The organism is Bacteroides sp., from assembly GCF_030151085.1.
Taxonomy (GTDB): Bacteria; Bacteroidota; Bacteroidia; order Bacteroidales; family Bacteroidaceae; genus Bacteroides.
In genome coordinates this window covers 61,945-78,527 of sequence record NZ_JASLER010000005.1, presented here as the reverse complement: position 1 = coordinate 78,527, position 16,583 = coordinate 61,945, and the positions used below count along the sequence as shown (strand labels likewise).

General features: G+C 41.7%; 16 protein-coding genes. 14 read left to right on the top strand and 2 right to left on the bottom strand.

Annotated elements, in window-relative coordinates; all coding sequences use genetic code 11:
* Nucleotides 1–48: 48 nt before the first annotated feature.
* Nucleotides 49–921, bottom strand: a complete 873-nt coding sequence (locus Q1W14_RS01580) for an NAD kinase (RefSeq protein ID WP_300698602.1) — start codon at nucleotides 919–921, stop codon at nucleotides 49–51.
* A gap of 104 nt (nucleotides 922–1,025) precedes the next feature.
* On the opposite strand from Q1W14_RS01580, the gene Q1W14_RS01575 reads away from it, so the two are divergent.
* The 13 genes from Q1W14_RS01575 (at nucleotide 1,026) to folE (ending at nucleotide 12,187) form a co-directional block, all read left to right on the top strand.
* Nucleotides 1,026–1,739, top strand: a complete 714-nt coding sequence (locus Q1W14_RS01575) for a pyridoxine 5'-phosphate synthase (protein WP_300698600.1) — start codon at nucleotides 1,026–1,028, stop codon at nucleotides 1,737–1,739.
* Entirely contained in the window at nucleotides 1,739–2,455 is a 717-nt protein-coding gene (locus tag Q1W14_RS01570) for a MotA/TolQ/ExbB proton channel family protein (protein WP_300698598.1), read from the top strand. The genes Q1W14_RS01575 and Q1W14_RS01570 overlap by 1 nt, the downstream gene beginning before the upstream one ends.
* Before the next feature lie 72 nt (nucleotides 2,456–2,527).
* A complete protein-coding gene (locus Q1W14_RS01565) occupies nucleotides 2,528–2,902 on the top strand; it encodes a biopolymer transporter ExbD (protein WP_294587604.1) in 375 nt (124 codons plus the stop codon).
* A 9-nt stretch (nucleotides 2,903–2,911) separates the two neighbouring features.
* Nucleotides 2,912–3,742, top strand: coding sequence for a TonB family protein (locus Q1W14_RS01560; RefSeq protein ID WP_300698596.1), 831 nt, complete (start codon nucleotides 2,912–2,914; stop codon nucleotides 3,740–3,742).
* A 15-nt stretch (nucleotides 3,743–3,757) separates the two neighbouring features.
* Nucleotides 3,758–4,306 (top strand): DJ-1 family glyoxalase III, encoded by a 549-nt coding sequence (locus tag Q1W14_RS01555; RefSeq protein ID WP_300698594.1) that lies wholly within the window; start codon nucleotides 3,758–3,760, stop codon nucleotides 4,304–4,306.
* A gap of 33 nt (nucleotides 4,307–4,339) precedes the next feature.
* Nucleotides 4,340–5,011 (top strand): 2-C-methyl-D-erythritol 4-phosphate cytidylyltransferase, encoded by a 672-nt coding sequence (locus Q1W14_RS01550; protein WP_300698592.1) that lies wholly within the window; start codon nucleotides 4,340–4,342, stop codon nucleotides 5,009–5,011.
* The gene (gene recG / locus Q1W14_RS01545; RefSeq protein WP_300698591.1) at nucleotides 4,999–7,095 is read left to right on the top strand and encodes an ATP-dependent DNA helicase RecG; all 2,097 of its coding nucleotides are present in this window, start codon (nucleotides 4,999–5,001) and stop codon (nucleotides 7,093–7,095) included. Before Q1W14_RS01550 ends, recG begins: the two co-directional genes overlap by 13 nt.
* A gap of 268 nt (nucleotides 7,096–7,363) precedes the next feature.
* Entirely contained in the window at nucleotides 7,364–8,233 is an 870-nt protein-coding gene (locus Q1W14_RS01540; protein WP_300698589.1) for a M23 family metallopeptidase, read from the top strand.
* Between the two features lie 105 nt (nucleotides 8,234–8,338).
* Nucleotides 8,339–8,881, top strand: coding sequence for a DUF1599 domain-containing protein (locus Q1W14_RS01535; RefSeq protein WP_300698588.1), 543 nt, complete (start codon nucleotides 8,339–8,341; stop codon nucleotides 8,879–8,881).
* The gene (locus Q1W14_RS01530) at nucleotides 8,871–10,175 is read left to right on the top strand and encodes a BT_3928 family protein (RefSeq protein ID WP_300698586.1); all 1,305 of its coding nucleotides are present in this window, start codon (nucleotides 8,871–8,873) and stop codon (nucleotides 10,173–10,175) included. Before Q1W14_RS01535 ends, Q1W14_RS01530 begins: the two co-directional genes overlap by 11 nt.
* A gap of 44 nt (nucleotides 10,176–10,219) precedes the next feature.
* On the top strand, nucleotides 10,220–10,975 hold the full coding sequence (gene tpiA / locus Q1W14_RS01525; protein WP_300698584.1) for a triose-phosphate isomerase: 756 nt from the start codon (nucleotides 10,220–10,222) through the stop codon (nucleotides 10,973–10,975).
* 123 nt (nucleotides 10,976–11,098) lie between these two features.
* Nucleotides 11,099–11,557: an SPOR domain-containing protein gene (locus tag Q1W14_RS01520; RefSeq protein WP_300698581.1), complete on the top strand. Its 459-nt coding sequence runs from the start codon at nucleotides 11,099–11,101 to the stop codon at nucleotides 11,555–11,557.
* A gap of 36 nt (nucleotides 11,558–11,593) precedes the next feature.
* Nucleotides 11,594–12,187, top strand: a complete 594-nt coding sequence (gene folE / locus Q1W14_RS01515) for a GTP cyclohydrolase I FolE (protein WP_300698578.1) — start codon at nucleotides 11,594–11,596, stop codon at nucleotides 12,185–12,187.
* Between the two features lie 2 nt (nucleotides 12,188–12,189).
* On the opposite strand, the gene dnaG is transcribed toward folE, so the two are convergent.
* Nucleotides 12,190–14,289, bottom strand: coding sequence for a DNA primase (dnaG, locus tag Q1W14_RS01510; RefSeq protein ID WP_300698576.1), 2,100 nt, complete (start codon nucleotides 14,287–14,289; stop codon nucleotides 12,190–12,192).
* Between the two features lie 133 nt (nucleotides 14,290–14,422).
* Here dnaG and Q1W14_RS01505 point away from each other — a divergent pair, with 133 nt between their 5' ends.
* Entirely contained in the window at nucleotides 14,423–16,570 is a 2,148-nt protein-coding gene (locus Q1W14_RS01505; protein WP_300698575.1) for a hypothetical protein, read from the top strand.
* Nucleotides 16,571–16,583: the final 13 nt, after the last annotated feature.

Below are 16,583 nucleotides of genomic sequence, written 5' to 3'. Positions count from 1 at the left end.
ATGGTTAATGTTTATCGCGTCAGCAGACCGTTGATTAGTTTATCTAAGTTAGATACGGATATCTGCGCCCCACATCAACTTGTTGCGCAGGGTATCGAAGAAGATATGATTGAAGCGTTTCACTACTTTAATCGTATAATCTGCCCGTGAAATTTTCAGTTGGGTTGATTCGTCGCACGGTTCGCTACTTCCATCAATAGCAACTAAAAAACTGTGGCTTCGGCTTTCTACATCCAAAGTAATTTCCCAATCATCGCAAATCACAATAGGACGGATGTTGAGGCTATGAGGAGCAACGGGGGTTATGGCGATAGTCTTGCTATGCGGAACAATAATAGGACCACCTACGCTGAGCGAGTAGGCGGTAGAACCGGTGGGCGTTGCTATAACCAATCCATCTGCCTGATAGGTAGTAAGGTGTGCACCGTTGATAGCCGTATGGATACTTATCATAGAAGAACTATCCCGCTTTAGCACTGCAATTTCATTAAGTGCATAAGGAGATTTCATTAGTTGTTCATCATTGCATTTTAATTGTAGGACGCTGCGTTCCTCTACTTTATAATGGTTGTTATAGATTTCGTCGAATGTCTCCTCCATTTCTTTGGGAGAGATATCGGCCAGGAAACCGAGGCGCCCTGTATTGATACCCAAAATAGGAATATCTTTTTTCCCCACACGGCTGGCTGCTTTTAGAAAAGTTCCGTCACCGCCGATGCTGATTACCATGTCGGCATGAAAGTCGTCGCCATCAAACAGTTCAGCAGAAGGTATGTTTAAATGTAAGTCAGTAGTAAGAAATTGATGAAATTCACGGCATACACAGATTTGCGCTTTACGTTGTTCCAGGATGCGGAAAAGGTTTTCTGCATGCGAGGATTTTTTGGCTTGATAAGTATTTCCAAATATGGCAAATTTCATAATCGATTCAGTTATTGTGGAATGCAAAGATGCTATTTTTTTCTTAGAATGCTGCCAACATATCGCTATTATTTGTACTTTTGTCCCAAACTATAAACCAAATTATGACTAGATTAAGCGTTAATATAAACAAGATAGCCACCTTGCGGAATGCTCGTGGGGGTGATGTACCTAATGTTGTGAAAGTAGCATTAGATTGTGAAAGCTTTGGTGCAGATGGCATTACAGTGCATCCTCGGCCTGACGAGAGACACATTCGTCGTAAAGATGTCTACGATTTGCGCCCATTATTGCGTACTGAATTCAATATAGAGGGGTATCCTGCACCGGAGTTTATGGATTTGGTATTGAAAGTAAAACCGCATCAGGTGACTTTAGTTCCTGATACTCCTGCACAATTGACTTCAAATGCCGGTTGGGATACTAAAAGTAATCTTGCTTTTCTGAGTGAGATATTAGAAGAATTCAACAATGCCGGTATCCGTACATCTGTATTTGTTTCGGCTGATGCAGAAATGATAGAGTATGCTGCCAAAGCAGGTGCCGACCGGGTGGAACTGTATACGGAACCTTACGCAACTGCTTATCTTAAAGGACAGGAAGCAGCAATAGCTCCTTTTGTAGAAGCTGCCAAAGTGGCTCGTAGCTTAGGTCTGGGCTTGAATGCCGGACATGACTTGAGCTTAGTGAACTTGAACTATTTTTATCAAAACATTCCGTGGTTGGATGAAGTCTCTATCGGGCATGCGCTGATAAGCGATGCGCTGTATCTGGGACTGGAACGTACCATTCAGGAATATAAAAACTGTCTTCGCTAATGAATGCAATGTTGTTATTAGCCCAAGTGGCTCCGGCACTTACCGATTCTATTGCAGGTGCAAATCCTGTATTGACCCAAGTCTCTGCTTCCGATGATATGAATCTATGGAGTATGGCAGTAAAAGGCGGTTGGATCATGATTGTGTTAGGTTTGATGTCTGTTCTTTGTTTCTACATCTTATTTGAACGCAATTATGTAATCCGTAAGGCGGGAAAAGAAGATCCTATGTTTATGGATAAGATCAAGGATTATATCCTGGGTGGAGAATTAAAAGCCGCTATATCTTATTGCCGAAGCGTGAACACTCCATCGGCACGTATGATCGAGAAAGGTATCAGTCGTTTGGGACGTCCGGTGAACGATGTACAGGCTGCTATTGAAAATGTAGGTAATATTGAGGTCGCCAAACTGGAAAAAGGAATGACGATTATGGCTACCATTTCCGGTGGTGCGCCGATGCTTGGTTTCCTTGGTACGGTAACGGGTATGGTGAGGGCTTTCTGGCAAATGGCAAACGCAGGTAATAATATTGATATTACGATGTTATCCGGTGGTATTTATGAAGCCATGATTACTACTGTCGGTGGCTTGATCGTGGGCATCATTGCCATGTTTGCTTATAACTACCTGGTAACATTGATCGACGGAGTAGTCAACAAGATGGAATCTAAGACTATGGCATTCATGGACTTATTGAATGAGCCGGCTAAGTAATTGATGATTAATAATTAATAATTAAACCGAAGCGTGTTAAAACGTAGAGCTAAAATATCGCCTAACTTCAGCATGGCATCCATGACGGATTTAATTTTCCTGCTGTTGATTTTCTTTATGATAACATCTACGATGGTATCACCTAACGCCATTAAGGTGTTATTACCGCAAGGAAAGCAACAAACATCCGCCAAACCGTTGACGAGAGTCATTATTGATAAGGACTTGAACTACTACGCTGCTTTTGGCAATGATAAGGAAAGAACGCTGTCTTTGGAGGAACTGACTCCTTTCTTGCAGGAATGTGCTGCAAAGGAACCGGAAATGTATGTTGCCCTATATGCTGACGAATCGGTGCCATATCGTGAAATCGTAAAGGTGCTGAATATTGCAAATGAGAATCACTTCAAGATGGTGTTGGCTACACGCCCGCCGGAAGGAAAGTAACATAATAGGATGGATCAGAAGAAAAAAGGGAAATACGTAGGAATGGTGGGGGCATTATTAGTGCACGTCGCTATCATTGCCCTTCTGATACTTGTCGGATTTGCGATGCCCAAACCATCGGAAGAAGGTGGTATACCTGTGATGTTGGGAGAAGTTCCCGATGCATTAGGAGATGCCGATCCTTCTTTGGTAAAGGTTGATGTGATGCCTGAGGAGGTAGCTCCTGATGTACAGGAACCTACCGAACAGGATATTATAACGCAGGAAGATGAAGAAACTGTTGTCTTGAAACCTAAAACCGAGCCTAAAAAGAAGAAAGAAGTCAAGAAACCTGAGATAAAGAAACCGGAAAAGACTGCTGCTGAAAAAGCAGAGGACGCTCGTAAATTAGCGGAAGCAAAAGCCGAAAAGGAGCGCAGGGAAGCTGAAGAGGCTGCCCGTAAACGGGTTTCGGGAGCTTTTGGTAAAGGGGCTCAGATGGGTAGTAAAGGGAATACCGAAGGTCAAGGCATTCAGGGAAGTCCTACGGGCAATGCTCCTACCGGAGCGACATCCGGTACGGGAGGATATGGAACATTTAACCTTGGTGGACGTTCTATAGGAGAAGGCGGACTACCGCGTCCGGTCTACAATGTACAGGACGAAGGTAGGGTAGTAGTTTCTATTACCGTAAATCCTGCCGGACAAGTAATTGCAACCAGTATCAACCGTCAAACGAATACAGTGAATCCGTCTTTGCGTAAAGCAGCGGAAGATGCTGCTAAAAAAGCACGGTTCAATGCTGTTGGCGGATTGAATAACCAAACGGGAACAATAACATATTATTTTAATCTAAAATAAAGAGGAGAAGTAACTATGGGTACAGTTTATGTTTTTTTTGCTGACGGATTCGAGGAAATAGAAGCCTTTACTACCGTTGATGTGCTGAGACGTGCAGGAATGGATGTTGAAATGATTTCTGTAACTCCTGACGAAATTGTTACGGGTGCTCATGACGTGCCGGTTTTGTGTGATAAGAATATAGTGAATTGTGATTTCTATGATGCGGAATTGATTGTATTGCCGGGTGGTATGCCGGGTGCCGCAACTTTGGAAAAATGTGATGACCTGCGTAGACTGATCTTGCATTTTGCTTCACAGAATAAACCGATTGCCGCTATTTGTGCTGCTCCTATGATATTAGGAAAGCTTGGTTTACTGAAAGGCAAAAAAGCAACTTGCTATCCAGACTTTGAACAATACTTGGATTGTGCTGAATATACAGGTGCTCCGGTTGAAAAGGATGGCAATATCATTACAGGAAACAGTCCATCTGCCGCAATGGAATTTGCATTGACAATAGTAGAACTTCTGAGAGGTAAAGAAAAAGTGCAAGAACTGAAAGAAGCCATGTGCATTCATTAACTTTCAATTTTTAACTTTCAACTTTCAACTAAAATGAACTATGCTCTTATTGTTGCCGGTGGTAAAGGCTTGCGCATGGGTACTGAACTCCCGAAGCAGTTTCTTCCGATAGGAGGGAAACCAGTGTTGATGCGTACATTGGAAGCTTTTTATACCTACAACTCTGAGATACAGATAATATTGGTACTTCCGCACAGCCAACAGGATTATTGGAAACAGCTGTGCCGGGAGTATCTTCTTTTAGTACCACATACTATTGTCGATGGCGGGGAAACTCGTTTCCATTCGGTGAAAAACGGCTTGGCTTTAGTGAATACTCCCGGTTTGGTAGGAGTACATGATGGAGTTCGTCCGTTTGTGTCGCAAGAGGTAATTTCACGTTGCTACGATTTAGCTGCGGAAAAGAGGGCGGTCATTCCTGTTATTGATGTGGTCGAGACGGTTCGGCATATCGAAGGGGAAGGAAGTGTTACTGTGAATCGTGATGATTATAAACTAGTGCAAACTCCTCAAGTCTTCGATGCGGAACTATTGAAGCAAGCATATAATCAACCTTATACACCTCATTTTACAGACGATGCCTCAGTTGTAGAAGCCTTGGGTATCCCCGTTATATTGACTACTGGCAATCGGGAAAATATAAAAATAACTACTCCTTTTGATTTAAAAATAGCTACAGCACTTCTTGATTCATGTTCGATTTAACTACGCGAGACATAAAATATTTGTCGGGCGTCGGACCTCAACGTGCATCGGTGCTCAATAAAGAGTTGGGCATTTACTCTTTGCATGACTTACTTTATTATTTCCCTTATAAATATGTAGACCGGAGTCGTATCTATTATATTCAGGAGATCGACGGCACGATGCCTTATATACAGTTGAAAGGTGAAATCCTGAGTTTTGAAACCGCAGGTGAAGGACGTCAACGCAGGTTGATTGCCCATTTCTCGGATGGCACAGGTGTTGTTGACTTGGTTTGGTTTCAAGGTATCAAATTCATTATCGGAAAATATAAAGTACATCAGGAATACATCGTCTTCGGTAAGCCTACCGTTTTTAACGGACGGATGAACATTGCCCATCCTGATATCGACCTCGCTTCAGAACTTAAATTGTCTTCCATGGGTTTGCAACCCTATTACAATACGACGGAGAAGATGAAAAGAAGTTTTCTCAATTCGAATATGATTGAGAAGATGATGAATACAGTGGTGCAGCAATTGCAGGAACCACTGCCTGAAACGCTATCTCCTGCAATCTTGAATGAGTATCATCTGATGCCATTGACGGAGGCACTGATTAATATCCATTTCCCCGGTAATTCGGACTTATTGCGTAAAGCGGAGTACCGGCTGAAGTTTGAAGAACTCTTTTATATCCAACTGAATATTCTCCGTTATGCAAAAGACCGCCAGCGGAAGTATCGTGGTTATATCTTTGAGAAAGTAGGAGAGGTGTTCAATACCTTTTATACCCGTAACCTTCCTTTCGAATTGACGAATGCACAGAAGCGAGTGTTGAAAGAAATTCGTCGGGATGTGGGTTCCGGTAAACAAATGAATCGTCTGTTGCAAGGAGATGTGGGTAGTGGAAAAACGCTCGTAGCTCTAATGAGTATGTTGATGGCTCTCGATAATGGTTTTCAGGCATGCATGATGGCGCCTACCGAGATTCTGGCAAATCAGCATTATGAAACGATTCGTGAACTACTGTACGGTATGGACATCCATGTAGAACTGTTAACCGGATCTATCAAAGGAAAACGCCGTGAAGCAATTCTTTCCGGCTTGTTGACGGGAGATGTGCGGATTTTGATCGGTACCCATGCTGTCATCGAAGATACGGTGAATTTCGCTTCATTAGGTTTGGTAGTAATTGATGAACAACACCGTTTCGGAGTAGCGCAACGTGCTCGTTTGTGGACGAAGAATCAGCAACCTCCTCATGTACTCGTAATGACTGCCACCCCTATACCACGTACATTGGCTATGACGCTATATGGTGACTTGGACGTATCCGTTATAGACGAACTTCCTCCCGGTCGTAAACCAATTGCCACTATTCACCAATTTGACAACCGCCGTGCGAGTATGTACCAGTCTGTACATAAACAAATTGCCGAAGGACGCCAGATATATATGGTTTATCCATTGATTAAAGAAAGCGAGAAGATAGACTTGAAAAACCTTGAAGAAGGCTATTTGCATATTTGCGAAGCCTTTCCCGATTGCCGGGTCTGCAAGGTACATGGCAAGATGAAACCAGCCGAGAAGGATGCGCAGATGCAACTCTTTGTTTCCGGTGAAGCACAAATTATGGTTGCGACTACCGTAATAGAAGTAGGGGTGAATGTGCCGAATGCCTCGGTAATGATCATAGAGAATGCAGAGCGTTTCGGATTATCCCAACTGCACCAGCTTCGTGGTCGTGTAGGACGTGGTGCCGATCAATCCTATTGCATTTTAGTAACCGGTTATAAACTGGCTGAAGATACGAGGAAGCGTTTGGAAATTATGGTGCGTACCAACGATGGTTTTGAAATTGCAGAAGCCGACTTGAAACTTCGTGGTCCCGGTGACTTGGAAGGAACCCAACAAAGTGGAATTGCCTTTGATTTGAAGATAGCCGATATTGCTCGTGATGGTCAGTTACTACAATACGTTCGAGAAGTTGCCCAAAAGGTTGTGGATGTCGATCCTAGCGGTACTCTACCTGAGAATGAAGTGCTTTGGAGGCAGCTGAAAGTACTAAGAAAAACGAACGTTAATTGGGCAGCTATTAGCTGAAAAACGGTTAAACATACGCATTATTTACATTTTATGTTGTAAAACATGTTTGCCTGTATTTTCCCTATTCATAAGGGATTAGGGCTGATTACTACCTTCTAGTGGCCTTTCCCGTCCGAAAAAATAGTTAATAACAGATGCAATTTTTCAGAGAGAAACGTTACCTTTGGGAGAATTTTTAAAAAATCAATCGGGATATTCGTGAAAACAGTGGTGTTTTGATTAGCCAAGAATGCTTGCAACGAATATCGAAAAGAATGACGAACGAATGAATTTTAATTGGATTAAAACAGTTGTATTAGCTGCGACAGCAATGGTGAGCTTGAACTCTTTTTCTCAAGACCTGATTGCTCGTCAAGCCCCTATTGACAGAAAACTTAAGAGTGTAGATTCACTTGCATTACAGAAACAAATCCGTGCCGAACAATCTTTGTATCCGGGTTTGGATCTATATCCTAACTGGAACAATGAGTTTGTACAAGCTTACGGAGACGCTATTGTCCCGGATAACTATACATTCGATTTGACCGGTTTCTGTATGCCTACCCCCAATACCAAGATAACCGATGTCTTTGGTTATCGTCCCCGCAGAAGAAGAGGACATTATGGCTTGGATATTAAAGTGTATGTAGGCGATACTATTCGCGCAGCCTTTGATGGAAAAGTACGGGTAGTCAAGAATCAGGGACGCCGTGGATACGGAAAATACGTTGTTATTCGTCATGATAATGGATTAGAAACTGTATATGGACACTTGTCCAAACAATTGGTAGATATCAATCAGTTGGTAAAAGCCGGCGAACCTATTGCATTGGGTGGTAATACCGGACGTTCTACCGGTTCACATCTCCACTTTGAAACCCGTTTCTTGGGTATTCCTATGAACCCCGCTCTTATGTTTGACTTTGAAAAGCAAGATATAGTTGCTGATTCTTATACTTTCCAGAAGACGAAAGGTTCTACCGGTACGGCTCGTAGCATGGCATCCGGTGAAGGCAGATTCTACAAGGTTAAGAGTGGTGATACATTAGGAAGAATTGCATCCCGTCAGGGAACATCTGTAGATAAACTTTGCAAACTGAACCGCATTACACGTAAGACTATTCTTCGTCCGGGGCAGGTACTCCGTTGTTCATAAAACGTAAACAATCTCTATAGAAGAGGGCACTTTAATATAATTTAGAGTGTCCTCTTTTCTTTTTTCTTTAATTATTTCCTACCTTTGCTGCTCATTTGTAAGGATATGAAAGATACCAAGCAGCAATTTGAACATATCATCGCCATTTGCCGTGATTTGTTCTCCAAGAAACTTCATGATTACGGTCCGGCGTGGCGTATTCTTCGTCCGGCTTCCGTGACAGATCAGATATTCATCAAAGCCAATCGTATAAGGAGTATTGAAACTAAAGGAGTCACTTTGGTTGACGAAGGAATCCGTTCAGAGTTTATTGCCATTGTCAATTATGGAATCATTGGTTTAATTCAGTTGGAACTAGGTTATGCCGAGTCTGCTGATATAACGAATGAGGAAGCATTGACGTTGTATGACAAATACGCTAAGATCTCTTTGGACCTGATGCTTGCTAAAAATCACGATTATGATGAAGCATGGCGTAGTATGCGTATCAGTTCTTATACCGACCTGATATTGATGAAGATTCACAGAACCAAGCAGATTGAAAGCTTGTCCGGGCAAACCTTGGTTTCAGAAGGCATCGACGCTAATTATATGGATATGATAAATTATTCCGTATTCGGTTTGATTAAGCTTGAATTTGGAGACTGAGAAATTACATATTATTCAGAAAGTCTGGGTTAATGCCTGCCGCTTTTTACTGGGAATAACTTTTATATTCTCCGGATTTGTAAAGGCGGTCGATCCGTTAGGCTCTTTCTATAAGATACAGGATTATATGACGGCTTTTGGCATCATATCCTGGTTTCCATCTTACCTGCCTTTGTTTATCGGCATCATATTGTCGGCTGTAGAATTCAGTGTAGGTGTTTTCTTGTTTTTAGGCATTCGGAAGAATACGGCATCGGTATTGGCATTATTGTTAATGGGGGTAATGACTCCGTTGACCTTCTATCTGGCTTTGGCTAATCCGGTATCAGATTGCGGTTGTTTCGGCGATGCTTGGGTTTTGACCAACTGGCAGACATTCGGGAAGAATATTGTGTTGCTGATTGCCGCAATATCAGTTTTTAAGTGGAAAGAACTACTGATTCGCTTTATTACAGTAAAACTGGAATGGATGGTATCTATGTACACGTTCCTGTTTGTATTTGTGCTTTCGTTTTATTGTCTGGGACATTTGCCGATACTTGATTTCCGTCCTTATAAGATTGGAACGAACATTCGGGAAGCAATGGAAATCCCCAAAGGTGCCAAACCAAGCGTATTCGAAAGTCGCTTCATTATGGAAAAGAACGGTAAACGTCAGGAATTTACTCTAGAAAACTATCCGGATAGTACCTGGAAATATATAGAGACGCGAACCATACTGAAGGAAAAAGGATATGAACCTCCTATTCATGACTTCTCAATGCAGAGTCTGGAAACCGGAGAAGATATCACAGATAGCGTGTTGATGGATAAGGACTATACTTTCTTGTTAGTCGCCCCTCGCATAGAGAATGCGGATGACAGCAATATTGACCTTATCAACGAGATATATGATTATAGTATGGAGCACGGTTACGGCTTTTATGCCCTGACCTCCTCTCCTGACAGTGAAATAGAATTATGGCGTGACAAAACCGGTGCGGAATATCCTTTTTGCCAAATGGATGACATTACGCTGAAAACGATTATTCGTTCCAATCCTGGATTGATGTTGATTAAGGACGGAACGATTCTGAATAAGTGGAGTGATAACCAACTGCCCGATGAGTATGTGTTATCCGACAGTTTGGATAAACTGGAATTAGGCAAACAAAAGCAGGTTAGTGACTTGAACACTATCGGTTACGTTTTCCTTTGGTTCATTATCCCGCTTATGATGGTTATCGGGCTGGATATTCTAGTCATAAGGCGAAGAGAGAAGAAACGGCAAACAGCCGCAAATAGTAAATCGTAAATAGAAAATCGTAAATATATTAACCCTTTTAATAATAAAACAAAATGAGAAAAAACATTGTTGCAGGAAACTGGAAAATGAACAAAACCCTTCAGGAGGGTATTGCACTTGCAAAAGAATTGAATGAAGCGTTGGCTAACGAAAAGCCTAACTGTGATGTAATCATCTGTACTCCGTTCATCCATTTGGCATCTGTTACTCCGTTGGTAGATGCTGCTAAGATTGGTGTAGGTGCAGAAAACTGTGCAGACAAGGTATCTGGTGCTTATACCGGTGAAGTATCTGCTGCTATGGTTGCTTCTACAGGAGCTCAGTACGTAATCTTAGGTCACTCAGAACGTCGTGCTTACTATGGTGAAACAGTAGCTATCTTGGAAGAAAAAGTAAAATTGGCTTTGGAAAACAATCTGACTCCGATCTTCTGTATCGGTGAAGTATTGGAAGAACGCGAAGCTGAAAAACAAAATGAAGTAGTTGCTTCACAGTTGGCATCTGTATTCTCTTTGTCTGCTGAAGACTTCTCTAAGATCGTTTTGGCTTACGAGCCGGTTTGGGCTATTGGTACAGGTAAGACTGCTTCTGCTGAACAAGCTCAGGAAATTCATGCATATATCCGTTCATTGGTTGCTGCTAAATACGGAAAAGAAATTGCAGAAAACTGTTCTATTCTTTACGGTGGTAGCTGCAAGGCTTCTAACGCAAAAGAATTGTTCGCTAATCCGGACGTTGACGGCGGTTTGATTGGTGGTGCTGCTTTGAAAGTTGCTGACTTCAAAGGTATCATCGACGCTTTTAATTAATTGAAAATTGAGAATTGAAAATTGAGAAATACTATGCAGCGTGTAAGCGCAGCTGTTTCTCAATTTTTAATTCTCAACTCTCAATTTAGTAACTCTCAATTCTTAATTTTCAATTCTCAATTTATGAAGAGGTTTGGTTTGCTTTTAGTTGTATGTTTTGCTTTTGCAACTTTTTCTGTAGCACAGAATAATATTGTGAAGAGTTTGGAACGCACTGTGCCGGGACAAGGTAAGGTGACCATCCATCAAGATGCCCGTATCGGGGCATTAATCGGATCGGAGTATACTCCTGCCGGTACTGAAGAACGGAAAGTAATTAAGAGTTCGGGATTTCGTTTGCAGGTGTATGCAGGCAATAATACCCGTGAGGCTAAAAACGAAGCTCATTCGGTAGCTTCGCGTGTAAAAGAGCGCTTTCCTGATCTTACGGTATATACTTTTTTCAATCTTCCTCGTTGGTTGTGTCGTGCCGGAGACTTCCGCAGTATTGAAGAAGCAGATGCCATGATGCGCCAGTTACGTGCTACCGGTGTATTTAAAGAAGTTTCCATTGTAAAAGATCAAATCAATATCCCTCTATAATCGTCAAGAGGTAAATCATAAATTATAAATTCCATCATGTTAGGAAAAGAAGAAATAGAATCTCCTTCATTGGATGAGCTAAAAGAACATTATCATCGTATTCTTACTTTGTTGGGCGAAGATGCCGAACGCGAAGGTTTGCAGAAAACTCCCGAGCGAGTAGCGAAAGCGATGTTGTCACTTACTAAGGGTTATTTTGTGGACCCGCATGAAGTACTCCGCTCTGCAAAATTCAAGGAAGAATACAGCCAGATGGTAATTGTTAAGGACATTGATTTCTTCTCACTTTGCGAACATCACATGCTTCCATTTTACGGAAAAGCACATGTGGCATATATTCCTAATGGCTATATAACCGGACTGAGTAAGATTGCCCGTGTAGTAGATATTTTCTCTCACCGCTTGCAGGTACAAGAGCGCATGACATTACAAATCAAGGAATGTATTCAAGAAACCTTGAATCCTTTGGGGGTAATGGTTGTAGTAGAGGCTAAACACATGTGTATGCAAATGCGTGGGGTTGAGAAGCAGAATTCTATTACTACTACTTCAGATTTTACCGGAGCCTTTAATCAGGCAAAGACCCGTGAAGAGTTTATGAATCTGATTCGTCATAATTCAAATTCCTAAAATTAGTAGCTTACTACGACTCGGTCTCCCAAACGCTTTGCCATAATACTTTTTATTTCACGCAACTCATTATAGCGTTTCATGACACTGTTGCATTGCGTTTCGTCATTGATTACAGCAGGGTCTTGCAAAGCAAACATGATATGCTTAAGTTCCTCACTGACAATGGCGTATTTGAAGTTAATCATTAAAGTAGGAACCAATTCGAAGAGGCGTTCCTCATCGGTTACGATTCTCTGACTCTTAGAGTGGTATTTGCTTAAATGGTAGCGATTACTGATAAGTTCCACGCTCAGCTTGCTGATAGTGGTATCGGGATGCGCCAGAAAATAGCGTTCGGCAGTGAACCCTTCATTATGTATACGTTCCGCAGCTTCCGTTAATATTTGTCGGTGAAGCGGATTGTGGAAAGCAAGATCATCTTGCTTTAAATCGTTGACTATATATTCGGTTACTGTGATAGGAGTCTCTTTACCTTCTTCATCAGTAATATTGCACATGACTCTTTCGCCGTAGCGAACTATCATTTGTAAAATCAACCGTTCGTACTTGTAAAACTCCTGTCCTTCCTTGCCATCTTGCGGGATGAAAGATACATATTCCTCCGTAGGTGGGAGATTGTTGAATTCCGGTGGTGGAAAATTACCATCTGGACCTGCAGCTTGTTCGGCAAAAGCTGCATCTTCAGGATAAGGGGGCGCCACATTATCACCAATTCCCGCAGCAGAATTAGCAGCGCTGGCAGCAGCAGAACGGCGCTCACGTTCCAGACGCTCAGCTGTCTTTTCGGCTTGTGTTTCTCGTCGTTTGGCAACTTCAGATACCAACAGTTTGTCTTCTATACGCAATAATTGGGCGCATTCCTTGATATATATATCACGTACAATGGCTTCGGGAATAATCGAAATACTTTGTACCAGATTACCAATTAACTCAGCACGCTTTATCGGATCTTTACCTGCGTCTTCCAGCAATAGATTAGTCTTGAAACGGATAAAATCGGTTTCGTGTTTCTGTATGAATTCCTGAAATTCCGTAGCATTATGCTTACGAGCAAAAGAGTCCGGGTCGTCACCATCGGGGAGAAGGCAGACTTTGATGTTCATACCCTCTTCCAGCAACATGTCGATACCTCGGATAGATGCCTTGATGCCGGCAGCATCTCCATCGTAGAGTACGGTCATATTATTGGTAAAACGGTGAATCAGACGTATCTGTCCAGGAGTCAATGCTGTTCCAGAAGAAGCTACGACATTCTCAATACCCGATTGATGCATGGAGATAACGTCTGTATAACCTTCCACTAAGAAGCAACGGTCTTGCTTCACAATGGCTTGCTTGGCAAAATAAATGCCGTACAGTTCATTACTCTTATGATAGATTTCCGATTCGGGAGAGTTGACATACTTTACTTTGATTCCTTTGGTGGCACTGGCAAGTACGCGGCCGCCAAAAGCGACTACTTTACCTGAAAGAGTGTGTACCGGGAAGATAACGCGTCCCCAGAATCGGTCACGCAGACGATGATCGTCCGTTTCATAACAAAGTCCGGTTTTTATAAGAAAATCCTTCTTATATCCCTTCTGTAAAGCCTCTTGTACAAGAGCATCATGGCTTTCGGTGCAATAACCTAACTGAAACTTTTCGATGATATCATCCCTAAAACCCCGGTTACGGAAATAAGCCATACCGATGCTGCGCCCGTCTACATGGTTACGCAGTATATTTTGGAAATAATCGCGTGCAAAGTTATTGACAATGAACAGACTTTCGCGTTCGCTCTGCACAATCTTTTCTTCGTTGGAGAGTTCCCGTTCCTTGATTTCAATGCCATACTTCTTAGCTAGGTACTTCAATGCTTCGGGATAAGACATCTGCTCGTGCTCCATGATGAAGTGCACAGAATTTCCACCCTTTCCGCAAGCAAAGCATTTGCAGAGCCCTTTGGCAGGTGATACATAGAAAGAGGGAGTTTTATCTTCGTGGAACGGACATAAACCTACATAGTTGACTCCGCGTTTGCGCAGAGTGACAAAATCCGATACGACATCGGTAATTTGTGCCGCATCTAATATCCGGTCTATGGTGGCTTGGTCTATCATTGTTTTTATTTGGGTTTGCAAAAATACATGATATTTCTTGAATTATCAAATATAGTAACCTATGTGAATAAAAAGTAACGTTTGAGATAAAATATTCAATTATAAAGTCTATATTTGCAACAAATGTTATAGAATGTACAGGTTCGTTGTAGCTTTATTACTTGGATATATGTTGTATCCTTCGGTAATGTTGGCTCAATCTTCCAAAGATGAGGCATCGAAACCGGAATTTGTCATGATATTGAATTCCTATTCTTATGAGCAGGAGTGGAGTACCACATTGGCAAAGGAAATTCGAAATAACCTAGAAGCAAAAAGAACAGGACTACAAGTAAATATCACTTATGCCGGTATTGCAGCTCGTACTTCCTATTTAGCAGACCGTTTTGCCATGCAAGGGGCTTTTGCTTATGGTAGGTTAAGCAATAAAATTTATGTGCCCAAAGTGTTGGTACTCATTGGAGATGAGAGCTGGATGCTTTATCGAAGCATGGATCTGAGGGGTATTTGGGAGAAGGTTCCGGTTGTACTGTGTGGCGTTCATGCAGAAGTATTAAAAGATTATCAGAATTTCTTTCCGGACAAGCAATTATCCGATACCGCTTTTATCTCTTTAGAAAGTTCTACATCTACTATAAAAACAGCTGCCGTTATTGAATCGGATTATACCTTGCAAACCCTGCAACTGGCTTTTGCATTGGTGCCCAGCTTGCAAAAAATATATTTTCTTTCCGATGGCAGTTATGCCGATATTTATGCTAAAATGAAATTGGAACAAAGCTGTAATCTTTCGGGCATTTCTCTCTATGAGTTGCGGACTGAACGTAGTAATGACGCTTCTATGATACAAACTTTGGAAGAATTACCTGCCGGATCGGTACTTGTTACTAATGGTGTGCCGGTGCCTACTTGTGTACGTGTACCAGTTCTTACGTTACGTGATAAAACCTACCAATCGCATATCCCGGTAGGCGGGTATTTCTCTCCTTATTCTGCTATTGCCGATGAGACTGTAAAAGCAGTAATTCGTTTTATAGAGATGGGGGGAGCCGATAGCCTTTCTTATAGTGTTGCTCCAAAAGCTGCTTATTATTTGAATCAGACTGCCTTGATGCATGCCGGTTTGCACTCGGCAGTTGAGAACTTACCTAATGTGATAGGTCGAAATGTGCCGCAGCCCTTTATTGTGCGTCATATACGTATTATATCTATTATTTTGTTGATTGCCATAGTGTTGGCGTTCGTTACTTTTCGAATAATCTATTCACGTCGGTATCGGCATAACTTGAAGGCATTGTTTCAGCGCTATAAATCTTTATATGACGAGTATCAGGTAGTATATGAAAATATGCCTATTGGTTTGATGTTATTCGATACAGATGGAAATTTATTGAAACGTAATGCCGAGACAGATATTTTCTGTAAGCGATTTACTCGTTCTACTTCTAACGAATTCCGGCTTTTTGATCCGGGATTTATAGATAATGAAATGCGTGAAGCCCTTTTCAACAAAGAATTGGTGAGTAGACTGCTTTATCAGGAAGAGCACTGTTACCGTATTCAATGTTGTCTGATAGTGGATGAAGAAACAGAGGCAAATAACATCCTGGTTATTGTTATTGACAATACGAATATTGAAAACGAGAGAAAAGCAAAAGAGAAGATTTGCAATATGTTGAATTTTGCTATGAATAAGGCAGTGATTGGAATAGCCGAATATAATTTGGTCAACGGGCATGGCTTTGCAACTGACGCTTGGTATGATACATTGAATATACAACGGGGTACTAATGATTTTTCTCACATTCACCAATGTCTGATACCTGAAGACCGCAAAAAGGTGGAGTCTTATTTAGAGAATGTTCGTTATGGAGTGTCCAGGCATTTCTTGGAAAGTCTGCAAATACAAACAGAGACGGGTGAATCTCATTTCATACGATACATGATTCAACCTTTGGAGTTTGTTCCTCAAAGAGGGCATATTATCGTTGCCGAAATGATACTTAACATGGATGAACAAATGGCCAGAGAACGGGAATTGGAAACTGCCATGCACGAAGCACAAGAAGCCGATCGTTTCAAGAATGCTTTTGTTGCTAATATGAGGGACGAAATCCGTGTTCCGCTGAAAGAGGTTATTCTATGTGCACAGGAATTGGTTTTTACCGACGATTTGGAACGTCGGGCTGAACTCAATACCCGTATTGAAAGTGGTAATCATCAATTGCTGAAATTGCTGGATGAGATAATAAGCATTTCTAAAGTCGAGTTGGATAAATAATATTGGAATATAT

Coding starts and splice junctions, on each gene's coding strand:
- Q1W14_RS01580 (WP_300698602.1), bottom strand. CDS start 921: ATGAAATTTGCCATATTTGGAAATACTTATCAAGCCAAAAAATCCTCG.
- Q1W14_RS01575 (WP_300698600.1), top strand. CDS start 1,026: ATGACTAGATTAAGCGTTAATATAAACAAGATAGCCACCTTGCGGAAT.
- Q1W14_RS01570 (WP_300698598.1), top strand. CDS start 1,739: ATGAATGCAATGTTGTTATTAGCCCAAGTGGCTCCGGCACTTACCGAT.
- Q1W14_RS01565 (WP_294587604.1), top strand. CDS start 2,528: ATGGCATCCATGACGGATTTAATTTTCCTGCTGTTGATTTTCTTTATG.
- Q1W14_RS01560 (WP_300698596.1), top strand. CDS start 2,912: ATGGATCAGAAGAAAAAAGGGAAATACGTAGGAATGGTGGGGGCATTA.
- Q1W14_RS01555 (WP_300698594.1), top strand. CDS start 3,758: ATGGGTACAGTTTATGTTTTTTTTGCTGACGGATTCGAGGAAATAGAA.
- Q1W14_RS01550 (WP_300698592.1), top strand. CDS start 4,340: ATGAACTATGCTCTTATTGTTGCCGGTGGTAAAGGCTTGCGCATGGGT.
- recG (WP_300698591.1), top strand. CDS start 4,999: ATGTTCGATTTAACTACGCGAGACATAAAATATTTGTCGGGCGTCGGA.
- Q1W14_RS01540 (WP_300698589.1), top strand. CDS start 7,364: ATGAATTTTAATTGGATTAAAACAGTTGTATTAGCTGCGACAGCAATG.
- Q1W14_RS01535 (WP_300698588.1), top strand. CDS start 8,339: ATGAAAGATACCAAGCAGCAATTTGAACATATCATCGCCATTTGCCGT.
- tpiA (WP_300698584.1), top strand. CDS start 10,220: ATGAGAAAAAACATTGTTGCAGGAAACTGGAAAATGAACAAAACCCTT.
- Q1W14_RS01520 (WP_300698581.1), top strand. CDS start 11,099: ATGAAGAGGTTTGGTTTGCTTTTAGTTGTATGTTTTGCTTTTGCAACT.
- folE (WP_300698578.1), top strand. CDS start 11,594: ATGTTAGGAAAAGAAGAAATAGAATCTCCTTCATTGGATGAGCTAAAA.
- dnaG (WP_300698576.1), bottom strand. CDS start 14,289: ATGATAGACCAAGCCACCATAGACCGGATATTAGATGCGGCACAAATT.
- Q1W14_RS01505 (WP_300698575.1), top strand. CDS start 14,423: ATGTACAGGTTCGTTGTAGCTTTATTACTTGGATATATGTTGTATCCT.